Annotated in this window: 13 protein-coding genes, 1 tRNA gene and 1 pseudogene; 12 read left to right on the top strand and 3 right to left on the bottom strand. The window is 46.4% G+C overall.

Going from position 1 to position 17971, the window contains the following annotated elements:
* Positions 1-404 precede the first annotated feature (404 nt).
* On the top strand, positions 405-2225 hold the full coding sequence (locus RIG66_RS15820; protein WP_446379590.1) for a serine/threonine protein kinase: 1821 nt from the start codon (positions 405-407) through the stop codon (positions 2223-2225).
* Between the two features lie 204 nt (positions 2226-2429).
* On the opposite strand, the gene RIG66_RS15815 is transcribed toward RIG66_RS15820, so the two are convergent.
* The 3 genes from RIG66_RS15815 to psb28 form a co-directional block, all read right to left on the bottom strand.
* Positions 2430-2502 (bottom strand) — tRNA-Glu (locus RIG66_RS15815).
* Positions 2503-2581: 79 nt separating this feature from the next.
* Entirely contained in the window at positions 2582-3085 is a 504-nt protein-coding gene (locus tag RIG66_RS15810) for a MogA/MoaB family molybdenum cofactor biosynthesis protein (RefSeq protein ID WP_446379588.1), read from the bottom strand.
* 143 nt (positions 3086-3228) lie between these two features.
* Positions 3229-3564 carry a photosystem II reaction center protein Psb28 gene (psb28, locus tag RIG66_RS15805; RefSeq protein ID WP_446379586.1) on the bottom strand — a complete coding sequence of 112 codons (336 nt, stop codon included), beginning with the start codon at positions 3562-3564 and terminating at the stop codon, positions 3229-3231.
* Positions 3565-4096: 532 nt separating this feature from the next.
* Here psb28 and trpS point away from each other — a divergent pair.
* The 11 genes and pseudogenes from trpS to RIG66_RS15750 all read left to right on the top strand — a co-directional run bounded on the left by trpS (position 4097) and on the right by RIG66_RS15750 (position 17917).
* Positions 4097-5107, top strand: coding sequence for a tryptophan--tRNA ligase (trpS, locus tag RIG66_RS15800; RefSeq protein WP_446379584.1), 1011 nt, complete (start codon positions 4097-4099; stop codon positions 5105-5107).
* A gap of 159 nt (positions 5108-5266) precedes the next feature.
* Complete coding sequence (locus RIG66_RS15795) at positions 5267-6172, top strand: methylenetetrahydrofolate reductase (RefSeq protein WP_446379582.1); 906 nt, start codon at positions 5267-5269, stop codon at positions 6170-6172.
* A 327-nt stretch (positions 6173-6499) separates the two neighbouring features.
* Positions 6500-8122, top strand: coding sequence for a mucoidy inhibitor MuiA family protein (locus RIG66_RS15790; RefSeq protein WP_446379580.1), 1623 nt, complete (start codon positions 6500-6502; stop codon positions 8120-8122).
* 281 nt (positions 8123-8403) lie between these two features.
* Positions 8404-8769 (top strand): DUF1016 N-terminal domain-containing protein, encoded by a 366-nt coding sequence (locus RIG66_RS15785; protein ID WP_446379578.1) that lies wholly within the window; start codon positions 8404-8406, stop codon positions 8767-8769.
* Between the two features lie 92 nt (positions 8770-8861).
* Positions 8862-9089 carry a hypothetical protein gene (locus RIG66_RS15780; protein ID WP_446379576.1) on the top strand — a complete coding sequence of 76 codons (228 nt, stop codon included), beginning with the start codon at positions 8862-8864 and terminating at the stop codon, positions 9087-9089.
* Between the two features lie 470 nt (positions 9090-9559).
* A complete protein-coding gene (locus tag RIG66_RS15775) occupies positions 9560-12019 on the top strand; it encodes a type I restriction-modification system subunit M (protein ID WP_446379574.1) in 2460 nt (819 codons plus the stop codon).
* A 44-nt stretch (positions 12020-12063) separates the two neighbouring features.
* A pseudogene (locus RIG66_RS15770) lies at positions 12064-12310 on the top strand (UPF0175 family protein).
* Between the two features lie 54 nt (positions 12311-12364).
* Positions 12365-13624: a restriction endonuclease subunit S gene (locus tag RIG66_RS15765; RefSeq protein WP_446379572.1), complete on the top strand. Its 1260-nt coding sequence runs from the start codon at positions 12365-12367 to the stop codon at positions 13622-13624.
* Between the two features lie 32 nt (positions 13625-13656).
* A complete protein-coding gene (locus tag RIG66_RS15760; protein ID WP_446379570.1) occupies positions 13657-13872 on the top strand; it encodes a hypothetical protein in 216 nt (71 codons plus the stop codon).
* A gap of 141 nt (positions 13873-14013) precedes the next feature.
* The gene (locus RIG66_RS15755; protein WP_446379568.1) at positions 14014-17202 is read left to right on the top strand and encodes a type I restriction endonuclease subunit R; all 3189 of its coding nucleotides are present in this window, start codon (positions 14014-14016) and stop codon (positions 17200-17202) included.
* Entirely contained in the window at positions 17189-17917 is a 729-nt protein-coding gene (locus tag RIG66_RS15750; protein ID WP_446379566.1) for a M48 family metallopeptidase, read from the top strand. The genes RIG66_RS15755 and RIG66_RS15750 overlap by 14 nt, the downstream gene beginning before the upstream one ends.
* Positions 17918-17971: the final 54 nt, after the last annotated feature.

Raw genomic sequence — 17971 nt, 5'->3', positions numbered from 1 at the left:
GAAAAATAAGTTGTCCTATAAAATGTAATGGCGAATCGACAAGTATCTCCATCTCTATATTGCCCCATGTTTGTAATAGGAGTAGACTAAACCAAACTATTAGCCAATAAATACTCAAGTAGATACAAGCAATAGAGATAGCAATTACTTCCCCAGGTCGTTGATTCATAGCTCTCTATTTATGTAGATGTCGATTATTGAATTTTAACAAGGGGTAGATGAAAGTGAGGACACGGCAATGAAAGAACCCCTACACCAATGGTAGGCTGTGAGCTGCTACGAATGGGTGATGTGAGAGAGGTGACGGCGGGTTCCCCTGGCTGTCGAGCGGTAAACGGTGAGGGGGGTTTAACCCGATTCATTTATAGTTAGATAGGGAGACTGTCGCTATTCTATCGCCACCTATGCCCCTTTGCATTAACCCCACCTGCCCAAAACCCGACGCCTCAGAGAATGAGCATCAGCGCTTCTGTCAAAGCTGTGGCTCAGAGTTGCTGCTGAATGGGCGTTATCGGGTGATGCGTCTGATTAGTGATAAGAGTGGCTTTGGCAATATCTACGAAGTCTACGAAGGAAGTACACCGAAAATCCTAAAAGTTCTCAAGGATCATCTCAACCAAGACGCTAAGGCGGTGGAACTGTTTGAACAAGAGGCGGTGGTATTAGGGCGCCTGAATCATCCGGGGATTCCGCAAGTAGATAGTTCTTTCCTCTATCAGACGCGCAATAGTTTGGGGTTGCACTGCTTGGTGATGGAAAAGATAGACGGACCCACCTTAGAGCAGTGGTTAGAACAACAGCACAATCGCCCCATTTCTGAAGCGCAAGCGATCGCGTGGTTAAAACAGCTTGCAATTATTCTACAGCTTATTCATGATCAGCAGTACCTGCATCGGGATATTAAACCCTCTAATATTATGCTTCGCCCTGATGGGCAGTTGGTGTTAATTGATTTTGGTACAGCCAGAGAAGTCACCCGCACCTATCTAGCTAAAGTAGGCGCTGGTGGTGGGATTACAGCCGTTATTTCATCCGGGTATACCGCCCCCGAACAAATCAATGGGGAAGCGGTAAGACAATCGGATTTCTTTGCCTTGGGACGTACTTTCGTCTTTTTGTTAACCGGACATCATCCCAGCCAGTTGTATGATGCTCAAACGGATACATTAAACTGGCGGAATCACACCACCGGGATTTCCCCAAACCTATTGCAGTTTATCGATGAGTTGATGGCGCGACAGGTTCGCGATCGCCCGCCAACTGCCCAAGCTATTTTACAACGCCTAGACACCTTAGATGACCAAACTTCCACATTAACCGAAACTCTGAGAGTGGGAGTCGCTCCCCTCCCTCAATCCGAACCCGCCCCAGAACGCCACTCTGGGCGCTGGCAAGTGGTGATTTTAGTGTTAGCGATACTGGTTATTTTAGGGATTGGGATTATCGGTTCAGGCGGGTTAAATTCTCAATGGGTTTGGATATTTACCCCAGCGCAAGCGCCGCAACGAAAGGGAGATGTGGATTATTTTCCTTACGTGGAGGGAGCCGATAGTGAAGGGAGAACGGCTGAATTTAGTGTGGCGGTACTGTCGCGGGAATATAAATGGAAACTGGGGAGTACGTTTCAAGTTAACTATAATCAGCAGATGATCCCTATTAATGAGTTACGGTCAAATTTAGAGGATGAAGGGATACAAAGTTTGATGGAAAATCCCAGTGAAATTATTTCTGTGGGAACCGCTTCTTGTGAAGGAACGCCCGTGGGAGAAGAACAGCGAGCCTTTCAACGCGCCGAGCAAATCCAACTGTTAGCGAAAAAGTTATTTCGGGATGTTGCCTCGGTGGACAACTATCGCCTCTTAAATCTGGGTCAATTTAACCGAGACGATTGTTTACCGGATCAAGATGCTACGTCGTACCAACGTAGTATTATTATTATCGGCGTGAAAAATAAAACCCCTGGTGTGATTGTCGATGAAGCCTTGCGATCGCGCTTGGAACAGACACCCTTTGGGGATTTTCGCCTAGAGGATTACTCCCTGGGTTCGCCTGAGCGGTTTCAAACCATATCCAGTCAGCTAGAGAACCCGGAAACGCCGGAGACACCAGAGACACCGGAAACACCAGAAAACCCGGAAACGCCAGAGACGCCGGAAACGCCAGAAAACCCGGAAACACCAGAAAACCCGGAAACACCGGAAACGCCAGAGATACCAGGATTGTAGGCGTGATAAGTAGGTGAACACAATTAAACTGAACTGTTCCCTGTTCCCTGTTCCCTCTTGGACTAACTGATGTCCTTTCCGTACCTCGTAGTGCTGTAAAGGCGGATTTGGTATAAACTCCAGTTCCAAGCCACAACGCCCAAAATAGTACACAAAAAAATAGTAGAGACGTTACCTGTAACGCCTCTACCTTTAATCTTTTAATACCCCCAAGGGAATTCGAATCCCTGTCGCCTCCGTGAAAGGGAGGTGTCCTAGGCCTCTAGACGATGGGGGCTTGTTTCTCAGACCTTAATAAATATAACGAACATTTTTGGGCTTGTCAACTCCTGAGCCAAAAAATTAATCGGGAAAATTTATTTCTCCAACTGAGTGACCAGATGAATCAACTCTGGTAAAATAAGCTTCTCCATGGCGAGGGTGACCGCTCCCGTAGAACCAGGAAGGGAGAAAACTAGCTTACGGCGATACACTCCAGCGACAGCCCGTGACGCGATCGCGCGTGAGCCAATCTCTTGGTAACTGAGCCAACGAAAGACCTCACCAAATCCGGGTAAGGTCTTCTCTAATAAACTCGCTAAGGCATCATAGGTGGTATCTCGCGCCGCAATCCCTGTACCCCCGTTAACCACAACCGCCTGAATATCCGAACGCTGGGCGAGGACTTGCAGATACGTCTGAATCTGGTTCGGTTCATCCTTCAGAATTTCGTAAGCGACAACCGAATGACCTGCATCACACAGCAATTGCTGGATGCAGGAACCACTGCGATCAGAGTCGGGCGATCGCGTATCACTAACAGTTACCACAGCACAAGCGATCGAGCTTGAGCCTGTATTGGGATGAGGCTGATGAGTCATATCGGCGGTCTTTAGGCTGATCCAGGGGATATCTAAGCTAGCATCTGAGACTAAAGTCCCGTAGATCCCAAAGAATTGAGATCTACAGGTTCAATGCCCACAAGAATACCACTGAGTTACTCATCCTTTGAGCAGTGGGAGAATCAAGACTTACTAAATCCTAAATCATTCTCCTCAGCATAGCGCTCCATGAAACGCATAAAACGATCCCATTCTTCTTGCGATTTCATGATCACAATTGCTTCTAATGCCGTCGGTTGTCCATTGACAAATTTGCCTTTAACCTCTCGGCTGACCAGCTCTCCTTCTTCGTCCATCAGGTATATACCTGTTATTTCTTCACCATAGTTGCCATTAAGCGCCTTGGGATTATCAAAATAAAATGTTGCCGTACCATTGCTGCCATCACGAGAGCGAGTCAGGCGCACATCAGGTACAACTTCTTCGTCAATGCCTTTAATAAATTGAATTTTAGCCATGAGCCGTTCAATCAAAATTTAAGAAGGTTATCACCAATTGAATGATCAGCCGTGCTTGCCATTTGCACAACGACTGGAGTTGGAAATTTCCTCAAGGTGTGAATCCAGTTCTACGTCCAACCCCGAGGAACTGCTGCGTCTTGAGCGTCCAGACACTGATCATCAATTGTTTAATCTCCGCCCATCTAGTCCTACCTGAGAACAGCAAGCGATTTTGGCGTTTAGATTTCATAAGTGATTTTAGCAAAAACTTTACAATTAACAAAAAAATACCGTTTTCCTGCCATAACGACCGAGGTAATGGCAAAATTGATAGAGCAGATCATCAAAAAATTATCAATCGCTCTCTCATTGGCGTTAGCGTAGCTCGGTAAATCCTGGCTCACCTTACCCCCCTTAGAGGAGAAGGTTTTTCAGGTTCCTGCCAAAAATCTGCACCATTTCACGGCGAATCCTCCAGCGCTTGACCCGAAAGCAGGTACAAGCCTGGGACTCTCGCCACCTTTGCTGGACAAATCCTTAACCAATATCAATGGGCAAAAAGCGCGTTCTCTCTGGAGTTCAACCAACTGGAAATCTTCACCTGGGTAACTATCTCGGAGCCATCCGTAATTGGGTAGAAGCCCAGAGTCAGTATGAAAATTTCTTTTGCGTCGTCGATTTACACGCGATTACGGTTCCCCATAATCCAGCAACTCTAGCCGCCGATACCTACACGATCGCGGCGCTATATCTAGCCTGTGGCGTGGATTTGAACGATTCCACCATCTTTGTTCAATCTCACATCCCCGCTCACTGTGAACTTACCTGGCTGTTTAACTGCGTCACGCCGATCAATTGGCTGGAACGGATGATTCAGTTTAAAGAAAAGGCGGTAAAGCAGGGCGAAAATGTTAGTACGGGTTTACTGGATTACCCGGTGCTGATGGCAGCCGATATTTTGCTGTATGATGCGGACTTAGTTCCCGTAGGAGAAGACCAAAAGCAACATATCGAACTGACTCGTGATATTGTGATTCGGATTAATGACCAGTATGGCAGCAAGAAAAAGCCCGTGCTGAAACTACCCGAACCCTTAATCCGCAAAGAAGGAGCGCGGGTGATGAGTCTCACCGATGGCACAAAGAAAATGTCCAAATCTGACCCCTCGGAAATGAGTCGGATTAATCTACTGGATTCTCCAGAGGAGATACAAAAGAAAATTAAGCGCTGTAAAACTGATCCGATTAAGGGGCTAGAATTTGACAATCCCGAACGTCCAGAGTGTCATAATTTGCTCACCCTTTATACCCTACTGTCGGGGAAAACCCAGGAAGCCGTCGCCGCCGAATGTCAGGATATGGGGTGGGGACAGTTCAAAACGGTGTTGAGTGAAGCCACGATTGAAGCCCTCAAACCAATTCAGCAGAACTATCAAGCGGTTATGGACGATAAAGGCTATCTAGAGTCAGTCTTACGTCAAGGGCGCGAGAAAGCAGAAGCGATCGCTCTCTCAACCCTATCCAGAGTCAAGGCAGCTATGGGCTATTCTACACCACTGTAGAGACGTGCCATGGCGCGTCTGGGAGATGGGGAAGCAGGGGAAGCAGGGGAAGCAGGGGGAGCAGGGGGAGCAGGGGGAGCGGATTACAAATGACAAATGACAAATGACGAATAACAAATGACGAATAACAAATGACGAATGACAAATGACGAATAACAAATGACAAACCTTACTAAACCCTCATTCCGAGACGCCGTTAAATCAGGGGAATTCTTAATTACGGCAGAGGTTAGCCCCCCCAAGGGAGGTGACGCCAGTCAGATGATTAATCTGGCAAAACCACTAAAGAATCGTGTCCATGCGGTTAATCTTACCGATGGATCTAGGGCAGTGTTGCGGATGTCTTCTTTAGCCGCCGCCGCTATTTTAGTCCAACATGGGATAGAACCGATCTGTCAGATGGCTTGCCGCGATCGCAATCGATTGGGGTTACAGGCGGATCTGATGGGGGCGCAGGCTTTGGGCATTCGTAACATTCTTGCCCTCACTGGCGATCCGGTAAAAGTCGGTGATCATCCTGACGCCAAGCCCGTTTTTGATCTAGAATCAGTACGTTTGCTCCAGCTAATCGGTAAACTCAATAACGGTTTCGATGCTAATGACAAGCCATTGTCCGATGGAAAGACAGAGTTATTTGCTGGAGCCGCCGTTGACCCTCAGTTAAAAAGTTGGTCTGGATTACAACGTCGGTTTGAGCGTAAACTAGAAGCGGGTGCCCAGTTTTTCCAGAGTCAACTGATTGCTGATTTCCAGCGGCTGGAAAAGTTTATGGATAAAATTGCGGCTGACACCGATAAGCCGATTTTAGCGGGGATATTTTTGATTAAATCGGCGAAAAATGCTCGATTTCTGAATAAATATGTTCCCGGTGTTAATATTCCCGAATCAATTATTGATCGACTGGCAGAAGCCACCGATCCCCTGCAAGAAGGGATGAAAATTGCCGCTGAACAAATCAAACTCGCGAAACAATTGTGTCAGGGTGTGCATATTATGGTGATTAAGCGAGAAGATTTGATTCCCCAGATTCTGGATTTAGCGGAAATCCCACCTCTGAATCGGTAAAATGAATTTCATAGACCGAAATGTTTTCGGTTGCGATCGCGATGTTCTAGATGTGCCATGGCACGTCTGGGAGTAAGGAAAGAGACAGTAATCGTGGTTAAGAGTAGGTCTTTCAGCATTCGTCAGGAGATATTGGCTGATAGAGTGGGCAATGGCTCACCTTCCAGGCAATGTCCTGATTGACCGACTGGGAATGAGGATAAATCAGGTGTAGCTAAAACGTCAAAAATCATCTCTTGAACAGCAAGGATGTTGACGTTTAATTTTTGGGTTTATATTCAAGCTCTGAACTAAGGTTAGGAGCTTGATTTGAGGACAAAGGAACGGATGAATAAGACGGTAGATACCGAAATTTGTAACGTTACAGTGTATGATAACCAGGCGCTAGTCACGCGCCGAGGGGTTGTACAGCTAACGGGTGAGGAACGGGAACTGGTGATTGCTAATTTGCCCGTAACCCTGCTGAGTGAGTCCGTTCAGGTGTCGAGTACGGGTCATGCAGGGGGGCGGTTATTGGAGGTGCGGACGGAACAAACCACTACTCGTGAAGCGACTCACCCCAAAGTTAGCCAACTGTCTGAAGAAATTGGTCAGTTAGAAGATCAAAGACGTCAGGGACAAGATATGCTGACGTTGCTGAATTTACAGCGGAATTTTATCAAAAATTTAGGTAATCAGTATCTGGAACGCTTGACAAAATCCCAAAACCCTGAACCGTTCAACTTAACTCAAATCGGGGAATTGCTGGATTTTGTCGGAGAACGGTGGCAAGATTTATCGGGTGCGATCGCGCAACAGGATCAGGAGCAGAAACAGGTTAACACTCAGTTGCAGGCGGTGCGAGGGCAGTTTCAGCAGCTCTCTACTCCCCAGATTCATGACAGCTTTAATATTATTGTCACCCTCGAACCACCGGGGGCGGGTGAATTGGCGCTAGAGATTTCTTATAGAGTTAAGGGGGCAAGTTGGCAACCCGTCTATGATGTCCATTGGCGAGATAGCCAGCAAACTGCCAGACTCAGTTATCTGGCTCAAATTACCCAAAACACAGGTGAGGATTGGTTAGGTGTAGCGCTTACCCTTTCCACCGCTCAACCGGGGGTAGGGCGACAAATTCCGCCAATTACGCCTTGGTATATTGATTTGCAACAGTCTAGCGCTTTGGCAAATCGGACAACAACCAACCCGAAGGAGCATACCTCACCCCGCCCTACATTGATGAATATGCCCTTTGCGGGGATAGCGCCAGAACCTGAACCGTCGATAGATGAAGAGTTAGAGCGGTTGAGAGCCGAAAAGGAACTGGGGGAACAGCCGGGACAAAAGGGTATTGTTACCTTTACCCTTGACAGTAAAGCAACGATTCCCAGTGACGGGGTGAGTCATAAGGTTGCCATTTTCCACAGAGATGATTATCCCTGTAGTGCTGAATATGTGGCGATATCGCGCCAACTTAATTTTGCTTACCTGAAAGCAACGGTGACGAATCCGTTGAATGGCGTTACTTTATTACCGGGACAGATTACCATCTTTCGCGATAATACGTTTATTGGCACTAGCGAAATCCCGAATATTGCCCCAGGGCAAGAGTTTCAACTCGATTTAGGCGTGGACGATGGGCTGAAAATTGAGCGGTATCTGGTGGAACGACAAATAGATAAGAAGTTGATAGGGAATCAGCAGCGGGAAGCGGTGACGTATGGGTATCGGTTAACGGTAGCAAATTCACGGGAGCAAGAGGCACAGGTTAAGGTGATGGAACAACTCCCGGTGAGTTGTCATTCTCAACTCAAAGTTCGGCTGACTGATGCTAATCCTCATCTGGAAATTGGTGAGTTGGGTGTGTTGGAATGGTTACTAACTTTGCCTTCTCTTGCTTGTCAGGAGTTGTCCTATCAGTTTACGGTGGAGTATTTGCCGGAATTTAGGGTGATCGGATTAGACATTTAGCCATAAAATTAATTAAGCTGTTCGGCATTTAAACCTTAATATCAATAATGGGGAAATCCTTGTAGTGCGAGCATCTTGCTCGCTACTAATACCCAATTTAAATGCATGACAGCTTAAGACTTATTAGGCTACAGTCTGAATTTGGTGGAAGCGAGTCAAGAAAGTGCAATTTTAAGCCTTGATCGGTGAAAAACCTGACCCAATAGCGAGCGAGACGCTCGCACTACTGTTCCCTCCTGCCTCCTGCCTCCACCACAAGACTGATTCAGCAGACCCTAATTATGAGTACCATTAAACCTTCTTTTGATCGTGCTTATCAGGATTTTCTCCAGGAAATCAAAACTCAGGTCATGCAAAGCCGGATTGAGGCAGCACGGGCGGTTAATCGCTCACTGATTGGGTTGTATTGGTCTTTGGCGCAGTTGATTGTAGAGCGCCAAGAGGCGTTAGGATGGGGTAAAGCTGTAGTAGAACGGCTATCGGCTGACCTCAAGGCTGAATTTCCTCAAATAACTGGGTTCTCGCCGCGCAATTTGTGGTTAATTAAGCAGTTTTATGAAGCCTATGCTGAAGCACCTGAATTTCTGCAACAAGTTGTTTCAGAAATACCTTGGGGTCATAATATTTTGATTATGCAGCGCATTTAAGAGAGCAATTCGACATATTCAGCTTATCAATGTCCCCGTTAATAATCCCGTTCAATGGCTAATGAGCGTTACTCATAAATAGGAGCAACCCCATGACTAATACTCAGCATGAAGTTATTAAAAAAGGATATAAAGCCTTAATCGATTCCTTGGGAGTCGTTGATACTATCCGATTTATTCAATACTTTAGCCCAGGTCAAGGCGATTACACCAAAGAACGCCATCAGTGGCAAGACAAAACGCCGTTAGACGAGATTATACTCTCCATGAAACAGCATCGAGACAGCGATATCAATCAATACGATGAAATTATTGAGTAGTGTTCTTACGCTGTTCGCTATTTGTTGCAGAAATTCCTTGAGGTCATAATATTGTGATTACGCAGCGCATTAAGAATGAGGTGGCTCACCTTACGATTGAGTATTTTAGGACTTACGCAAAGCCTCTATGTGTAGGGTGTGAAAGCGCTTGCGTAACGCACCTCATTGGTGTCAACTTAAGGTGAAGAGTTCTTAGAGCGGGGGGTGTAGGGGCGGGTTTTACAGATAACTATTTATTGAGCAATAAATTTGCCAGTAGAGTAGCCAAATAGGGGTTGATTTGAATCGGGAAACCTAGCCAGCTTCCCTAGGTGACAAGGGGGTGAAAAAATGGGTAGAATGAGGAACGGCGCAAAACTTGGTCGCTCGAGTCATCGAGGCAATCCAGGGTTTTGAAGCTAAGTGTTGGACGATGCACCCACTCGCCCAAAATCGTTTACTCAGTGATGGCAGGTTAGTTAGAGTCTCTGATGGCAGTTAAAAAGACAGAACTGTATCGCTCGTTATGGGCAGGATGTGATGAATTGCGCGGGGGGATGGATGCCTCTCAGTATAAGGATTATGTCCTCACGTTGTTGTTTTTGAAGTATGTCTCGGATAAGTATGCGGGTGATCCGGATGGGATTATTATTGTTCCGGATGGGGCTTCTTTTCAGGATTTGGAGGCGCTGAAAGGGGATAAGGAAATTGGCGAAAAGATTAATAAAGTTATTAAAAAGTTAGCCGATGAGAATGGCTTGGATGGGGTGATTAATGTTGCCGATTTTAATGATGAGGATAAACTCGGCAAGGGTAAGGAAATGGTTGATCGCCTCTCTAAGTTGGTGGGTATCTTTGCGGGCTTGAATTTGAGCGCGAATCGTGCCGAGGGGGATGATTTACTGGGGGATGCTTATGAGTATTTGATGCGCCATTTTGCTACGGAGTCGGGGAAGAGTAAGGGGCAGTTTTATACCCCGGCGGAGGTGTCGCGGGTGTTGGCGAAGGTGGTGGGAATTACGCCGGAAACTCGTCAGGATGCGACGGTGTATGATCCTACCTGTGGTTCGGGTTCGCTGTTGTTGAAAGTGGCAGATGAAGCACCGAATGGGTTGACGATTTATGGGCAGGAAATGGATAACGCGACGGTGGCGTTGGCGCGGATGAATATGATTTTGCATGATTATCCGACGGCAGAGATTTGGAAGGGGAATACATTGGCGTCGCCCTATTGGAAAAATTCGGATGGGAGTCTGAAAACTTTTGATTTTGCCGTGGCGAATCCGCCTTTTTCTTATAAGTCGTGGAGTCATGGCATCAATATTATTAAGGATGAGTTTAATCGGTTTGAGGATGGTGCGCCACCGGATAAAAATGGGGATTATGCGTTTTTGCTGCATATTCTTAAATCGTTGAAACCTAGGGGGAAAGCGGCGGTGATTCTGCCCCATGGGGTACTGTTTCGGGGGAATGCCGAGGCGCGGATTCGCCAGAATTTGGTGACGAAGGGGTATATTAAGGGGATTATTGGTTTACCGCCAAACTTGTTTTATGGCACAGGGATTCCCGCTTGTATTCTGGTGATTGATAACGCTGACGCCGACAGCCGCCAGGGGGTGTTTATGGTGGATGCGAGTCAGGGGTTTATTAAGGATGGGAATAAGAATCGCCTCCGCAGTCAGGATATCCATAAGATTGTGGATGTGTTTACTCATCAAATGGAATTGTCGGGTTATAGTCGCCGGGTGGAGTTGGCGGAAATTGCGGCAAATGACTATAACTTGAATATTCCCCGTTATATTGATGCTAGCGAACCAGAGGATATTCATGACCTGAGCGCTCATCTGAATGGCGGGATTCCCCAGGCGGATATTGATGCGTTAGGGGAGTATTGGCGGGTATTTCCCCAGGTGCGAAGTGCTTTATTTGCGCCGAGTCACCGTCCGGGCTATAGTCAGGGTTTGGTGGCAGCGAGTCAGGTGAAGGCGACGATTCTGAATCATCCGGAATTTAAGGCGTTTGCTGATAGTACGTTGGCACGTTATCAGGAGTGGCGACAGTATCATCAGGGGCGATTAAAGGGGATTGGGATTGGGGATAAACCGAAAGAAGTTATTAGGGTTTTATCCGAGGATTTGTTGGCGCGGTTTGCTGGGGCGGAGTTGTTGGATAAGTATGATATTTACCAGCTTTTGATGGATTACTGGGCGGAAACGATGCAGGATGATGTCTATGTGCTGGTGCAGGATGGGTGGGAAGTTGGGAAGGTGCTGCGGGAGTTGGTGGTGAATAAGGGGGAGAAGCTGAGGGAAACGCCGGATTTGCTGATTGGGAAGAAGAAGTATAAGGCGGATTTGATACCCCCCGAATTGATTGTGGCGCGGTATTTTGCGGATAAGCAGGCGTATATTGATGGGTTACAGGCGGATTTGGATGGGGTGACGCAGGAGTTGGAGGGGTTGATTGAGGAGCATAGTGGGGAAGATGGGGCGTTGAGTGATGCTCAGACGGATGGGGGGAAGGTGACGAAGACGAAGGTGAAGCAATTAATCGTTGCTAATGGACAATTAACCATTGATGGTTCGGAGTTGTCTGTTGATGGGGAACAGTTATCGATTCTGGAGCGATGTCTGGAGTTGTTTGAGCAAGAGGCGGAGATGAAGAGGGTGGTTAAGGAGGCTCAGGCGTCACTGGATAAGGCGGTGTTTGCTCAGTATGGGAAGTTAACGGAGGAGGAGATTAAAGGGTTGGTGGTTGATGATAAGTGGCAGAAAACCCTAGAGGCGGCGATTTCAGGGGAAATTGAGCGGGTGACGCAACAGTTGGCGAATCGGGTGAAGACGTTGGAGGAGCGATATGCGGAACCGTTGCCGCAGTTGGTGGCTGAGGTTGAGATGTTATCGAGTCGGGTGGATGAGCATTTGAGGAGGATGGGGTTGGAGTGGAATTGATAATTGATAATTGATAATTGATAATTTTATGAAGGGGTAGGGAGATGAGTTTGGTGATTGCCGAATGAGATTGTGAAAGCGAGTGGGTTGTCAGAGGATGAGTTTTTGGTAGAGGTTGCTTTGCTGCTCTTTCAACAGGAGAAGGTTAGTTTGGGAAAAGTGGCAGAATTGCTCAATATGTCTCAGATTCGTTTTCAGCGTTTGATTGCGTAACGAGGTATTTTACTCCATTATGATGTGGCTGAATTGCAGGAAGATATTGAGCATTTTAGGGCAAAAGGATGGCTGTGATTATTGTCAGTGACACTTTTTCCTTGGCGGCAACAATTTTCTATATAATAGAGAATGATGAGTAATTATAAATTGCCAGAAGGCTATAAGCAGACTAAGATTGGGTTGATTCCTGAAGATTGGAAAGTAGAGAAATTTCAGGATATTACTGAAGTAATTACCTGCGGTCTGGCAGCTACACCTAAATATGTAACGGAAGCAAAAGGCAAGCCTTTCTTATCAGCACAAAATGTCCGAGATGGTAAAGTTGTTTATGAAAATTATAAGTTTGTAAGCAAGGAACTTTTTGCTCAAATCACTAGACATAATAAGCCAAGTAGGGGAGATATTCTTTATACCAGGGTGGGGGCAGGAATTGGAGATGCAGGTGTAATTGAAAATGATTTTGAATTTGCCATATATGTTAGCCTAACTTTAATTAAACTTAAATATGACAAAGCAGATAGCTATTTTATTTCAAATCTTCTCAATAGTGAGCGGTATAAGTTCTTAGCTAAAAATGGATTATTTGCAGGAGCAGGCGTACAGAATTTAAATGTTGAAGTCGTTAGAAATTTTGCAATACCTCTACCGCCACTTCCAGAACAACGTGCGATCGCGCGAGCCCTATCCGACGCTGACACCCTCATAGCCGCACTGGATAAGCTGCTTGCCAAAAAGCGCCACATCAAAACCGCCACCATGCAGCAACTCCTCACGGGCAAGAAACGCCTGCCGGGGTTTGGTGAGGGGAAAGGGTATAAAAAAACTGATATTGGTTTGATTCCTGAAGATTGGGATATTGTAAAAATAGGTAAAATAGCAAATATTTTCGTTGGAAAAGATGTAGATGAGGCGCACTTTTCAAATGGGCAAGACAATAAATATAAATACCCAGTTTATTCAAATACTGTTGATAATAGGGGTCTATATGGTTACTACGACTATGCGGAGTTTTCTGGCGATAGTCTTACAGTCGTAGGTAGAGGTGTTGGATTAGGAACTGCATTCAGTCGGAGTGGTGGTTTTGGGGCTATTGGTCGGTTAGTTGTTGTATTTCCGGCAGCAAAATGCGACAACAGATTTTTGACTGATTATATCAATTATAAAATTGACATATTTAGTGAAAGTAGTGGGATTCCTCAGTTAACGGGTATAGGTCTTGCAAAATATAAGGTTGCACTACCAGTGAAGGAAGAACAACGCGCGATCGCACAAATCCTCACCGACATAGACACCGAAATCGCCGCCCTAGAAAAACGCCGCGCCAAAACCCAAGCCATCAAACAGGGGATGATGCAAGAACTTTTAACTGGAAGGACAAGGTTAATATAATAATGAAATTTTGCATAAAACCGAAGTAAACAATGAACCAATCTAAAATACTCACCCAATTACAAGGCACATCTATCGAAGAGCGTATCCTTATCATTGAAGCAATTCTGCAAACCGTTAAAAACGATATGCGTTCAACTTCCTCTCAACCGCTTCCCTCTGAGGAATACCCCCTGCGAGGGAAAGTCGTTCGCTATGACAATCCCTATCAACCCGTAGCCTTAGAAGACTGGGAAGCCCTAGTATGATTATCCTAGACACGCATATCTGGATCTGGTGGGTTGACGATAATCCTAAACTTTCTACCCAAAACCGATAAGAAAAATAGGCTAATTTTTAAGTATCCTCATCCAGTTATCAAACAGTAGTCATTAGAGGGAAAAACTATTGTGAGCAATGTTGGACAAAAAGAACGAATAACCCAAAACCGAGTAATCAAACTCTTCCAAACCCAACTCGGTTACACCTACCTAGGTAACTGGCACCGTCGAGAAAACAACCGCAACATTGAACCCGAACATTTAACCCAATGGTTAAGTAACCGAGGCATTAACCAAACCCTAATCACCAAAACCCTGCGCCAACTCGAACAAGCCGCCGCCCTCGGTGATAAAACCCTCTATGATGCCAATAAAGCCGTTTATCATCTCCTCCGCTACGGCGTCAAAGTTAAAGCAGGTGCAGGAGAACAAAACCAAACCATCTGGTTAATTGACTGGGAACATCCCGAACAGAATACCTTTGCCATCGCCGAAGAAGTCACCATAAAAGGACACAATAAAAAACGCCCCGATATCGTCCTCTACATCAACGGAATCGCCCTCGGTATCCTCGAACTCAAACGTTCCATCGTTTCCATAAGTGAAGGCATCCGCCAAAACCTAGACAACCAAAAAAAAGAATTTATCCGCCCCTTCTTCACCACCCTACAATTAATTATGGCGGGAAACGATACCCAAGGAATCCGCTACGCCACCATCGAAACCCCAGAAAAATATTATCTGGAATGGAAAGAAGAAAACCCCAACTACAATCCCCAAACCGATACCAACACTCGACAATATCTTTCTAACTCCGACTGTGATACCGCCAATAATCCCCTCGATTGCGCCCTAATTCGTCTGTGTAACAAAACCCGCTTTCTGGAAATTCTCCACAACTTCATCATCTTCGACACCGGCATCAAAAAAACCTGTCGCCCCCATCAATACTTTGGCATCAAAGCCGCCCAAACCCAAATAAAAGACGGCAAAGGCGGCATTATTTGGCATACCCAAGGTTCCGGTAAAAGCCTAACCATGGTATGGCTAGCCAAATGGATACGGGAAAACATCACCGATGCGCGAGTTCTAATTCTCACCGATCGCACGGAACTCGATGACCAAATTGAAAGCGTTTTTTTAGGCGTTGATGAAAACATTGTCCGGATTCTCAATGGTACGATAAAAGAAAAAGGACAAATTCGCCAACAACACTACAGTAACGGCGGCGCTGCCCTTATCGCTACCTTAGAAACCAATGAAGACTGGCTGATTTGTGCCTTAATGCATAAATTTGGCAGCCATTCAGAACACCCTACCGATAAATTTGTAGCCGAATTAGCCACCGCCTATTCCCGCGATCGCCAAATTAAAGGAAATCTATTTGTCTTCGTCGATGAATGTCACCGCACCCAATCCGGGACACTCCACGACGCGATGAAATCCATCCTCCCCAATGCCATCTTTATCGGCTTTACCGGTACACCCCTCCTCAAAAAAGACAAACAAAAAAGTATCGATATTTTCGGCAATTACATCCACACCTATAAATTCGATCAAGCCGTCACCGATGGTATCGTTCTCGACTTGCGCTACGAAGCCCGCGATATTGACCAAACTATTACCTCACACCAAAAAATCGACCAGTGGTTTCAGGTAAAAACTCGCGGCTTAACCGAATCCGCCAAAACCCAACTCAAACGCAAGTGGGGAACCATGCAAAACCTCCTCTCTAGCAAATCTCGCCTCGAACAAATCGTTGATGATATCCTCCTCGACATGGAAACCAAACCCCGACTGATGGACGGGCGCGGTAATGCCATGTTAGTCTGTTCTAGTATTTACCAAGCCTGCAAAATTTACGAGCTATTCAGCCAAACGGATTTAGCCGGAAAATGCGCGATTATTACCAGTTATAAACCCGCCCCATCGGATATCAAAGGACAAGAAACCGGAGAAGGCTACACCGAGAAACTGCACCAGTATGAAATATACCGAAAAATGCTGGCAGATTTTTTCAACCAACCCGAAGACAAAGCCATGTCTCAAGTAGAAGAATTCGAGGACAAAGTTAAAGAACGCTTTATCAAACAACCCGGACAAATGCGCCTGCTGATTGTCGTGGATAAACTCCTGACTGGCTTCGATGCGCCTCCCGCGACTTACCTCTACATCGACAAAACTATGCGAGATCATGGCTTATTCCAAGCCATCTGTCGCGTCAACCGCCTGGATGGGGAGGATAAAGACTATGGCTATATCGTTGATTATAAAGACCTATTTAAACAACTCGAAGGCGCTGTCACCGACTACACCAGTGGCGCATTTGACGGCTACGATCCTGACGACGTAGCCGGATTACTGAAAAATCGCCTGGAAAAAGGGCGCGATCGCCTCTCAGAAACCCTGGAAACCGTCAAGGCGCTATGTGAACCCGTTTCCCCTCCCCGCCACACCTCCGACTACCTGCATTACTTCTGCACCGCCGACACCCGCGATCAAGACGCCCTCGCCAATAATGAACCCAAACGAGTCGCCCTCTACCAATCCGTCAACGCCTTAATTCGCGCCTATTCCCACCTCGCCAATGAGATGACAGAAGCCGGGTATACCCCCCAGGAAGCCAACCAAATTAAAGCCGACGTTAACCATTACAGCCAGATGCGCGATGAGGTAAAAATCGCCAGTGGAGACGCTGTAGACATGAAACTCTACGAACCCGCCATGCGCCACCTCCTCGACACCTACATCCGCGCCGAATCCAGCCAAGTTGTCTCGAATTTTGAGAATTTAGGCTTAATTCAACTGATTGTTAAAAACGGGGTGAACGCCTTAGAAACCCTCCCCGATACCCTACAACAGAATCAAGACGCCGTCGCAGAAACCATCGAGAACAATATGCGGAGAATCATCATTGATGAGAGTCCCGTCAATCCCAAATATTACCAGGAAATGTCCGACTTACTGGATACCTTAATTGAACAACGGCGACAGCAAGCCACCACTTATCAAGACTACCTCGAAAACGTCAAACAACTGGCAGAACAACTTGTCCAACCCGAAAGCACAGCTAGGTCAAATTATCCCCCCTCCCTCGACACCGCCGCCAAGCGATCGCTCTACGATAACTTAGGACAAAATAAAGCCCTGGCGCTGTCTATCGATCAGGCAGTCCGCTGCACCAAAAAAGAGGGTTGGATCGGCAATCGGTTTAAGGAACGGGAAATCGAGCGAGCCATCCGCACCGCGATCGGCGATACTACTATTAATATAGCGGAAATATTAGAGCTAGTCAAGAATCAAGATGAGTATCAATAACCTAGACACAGAACTAACCGTAATCATCCGAAACATTCCCATCCAAATTGAGCGCAAGCCGATCAAAAACTTCCACCTAGCTGTTTATCCCCCCGATGGGCGCGTCCGCGTTGCTGCCCCCTTACACTTCAGTGAAGATAACATCCGCCTCGCCATCATTTCTAAACTCTCTTGGATTCAGAAACAACAAGCCAAATTTGCCGCCCAACCCCGCCAACCGAAACGGGAAATGATATCCGGGGAAAACCATTATGTCTTTGGCGCTCCCTATCAACTGCACGTCATCGAACGACAGGGGCGTCACGAAATCGCGATCGCGAATCCTAACACCCTGCAACTCTTTGTTAATCCCGGTACATCTACCCAAAATCGCGCCGTAGTCTTAACCGAATGGTATCGCGAACAACTCAAAGCCAGAATCCCCGATTTACTCAACCAATGGCAACCGATTATTGGGCAACAAGTGGCTGATTGGGGGATTAAGAGAATGAAAACTAAATGGGGGAGTTGTAATATCCGCGATCGCCGCATTTGGTTAAACTTAGAGTTAGCTAAAAAACCAACTCAATGCCTGGAATATGTCCTAGTTCATGAGTTAGTTCATCTCTGGGAACGCCATCATAATCAACGATTCCACGCCTACATGGATCAGTATTTACCCCAGTGGCGGCAATGTCGGGATATTTTGAATCGTGAACCTTTGGCAGATATGTAGGGTTTGCTGAATATGTCCCTATTTATAGCAACCGCCATAGCGGTTAGGACACAT

Origin of the sequence: Coleofasciculus sp. E2-BRE-01 (assembly GCF_040221695.1) — a bacterium.
In the GTDB taxonomy this organism is placed as follows: Bacteria; Cyanobacteriota; Cyanobacteriia; order Cyanobacteriales; family Coleofasciculaceae; genus Coleofasciculus.
This window is presented reverse-complemented; position numbering and strand designations above follow the sequence as displayed.

Excerpts from the sequence above, each read along its gene's own strand:
- RIG66_RS15820 (WP_446379590.1), top strand. The coding sequence starts at position 405 with ATGCCCCTTTGCATTAACCCCACCTGCCCAAAACCCGACGCCTCAGAG.
- RIG66_RS15810 (WP_446379588.1), bottom strand. The coding sequence starts at position 3,085 with ATGACTCATCAGCCTCATCCCAATACAGGCTCAAGCTCGATCGCTTGT.
- psb28 (WP_446379586.1), bottom strand. The coding sequence starts at position 3,564 with ATGGCTAAAATTCAATTTATTAAAGGCATTGACGAAGAAGTTGTACCT.
- trpS (WP_446379584.1), top strand. The coding sequence starts at position 4,097 with ATGGGCAAAAAGCGCGTTCTCTCTGGAGTTCAACCAACTGGAAATCTT.
- RIG66_RS15795 (WP_446379582.1), top strand. The coding sequence starts at position 5,267 with ATGACAAACCTTACTAAACCCTCATTCCGAGACGCCGTTAAATCAGGG.
- RIG66_RS15790 (WP_446379580.1), top strand. The coding sequence starts at position 6,500 with ATGAATAAGACGGTAGATACCGAAATTTGTAACGTTACAGTGTATGAT.
- RIG66_RS15785 (WP_446379578.1), top strand. The coding sequence starts at position 8,404 with ATGAGTACCATTAAACCTTCTTTTGATCGTGCTTATCAGGATTTTCTC.
- RIG66_RS15780 (WP_446379576.1), top strand. The coding sequence starts at position 8,862 with ATGACTAATACTCAGCATGAAGTTATTAAAAAAGGATATAAAGCCTTA.
- RIG66_RS15775 (WP_446379574.1), top strand. The coding sequence starts at position 9,560 with ATGGCAGTTAAAAAGACAGAACTGTATCGCTCGTTATGGGCAGGATGT.
- RIG66_RS15765 (WP_446379572.1), top strand. The coding sequence starts at position 12,365 with ATGATGAGTAATTATAAATTGCCAGAAGGCTATAAGCAGACTAAGATT.
- RIG66_RS15760 (WP_446379570.1), top strand. The coding sequence starts at position 13,657 with ATGAACCAATCTAAAATACTCACCCAATTACAAGGCACATCTATCGAA.
- RIG66_RS15750 (WP_446379566.1), top strand. The coding sequence starts at position 17,189 with ATGAGTATCAATAACCTAGACACAGAACTAACCGTAATCATCCGAAAC.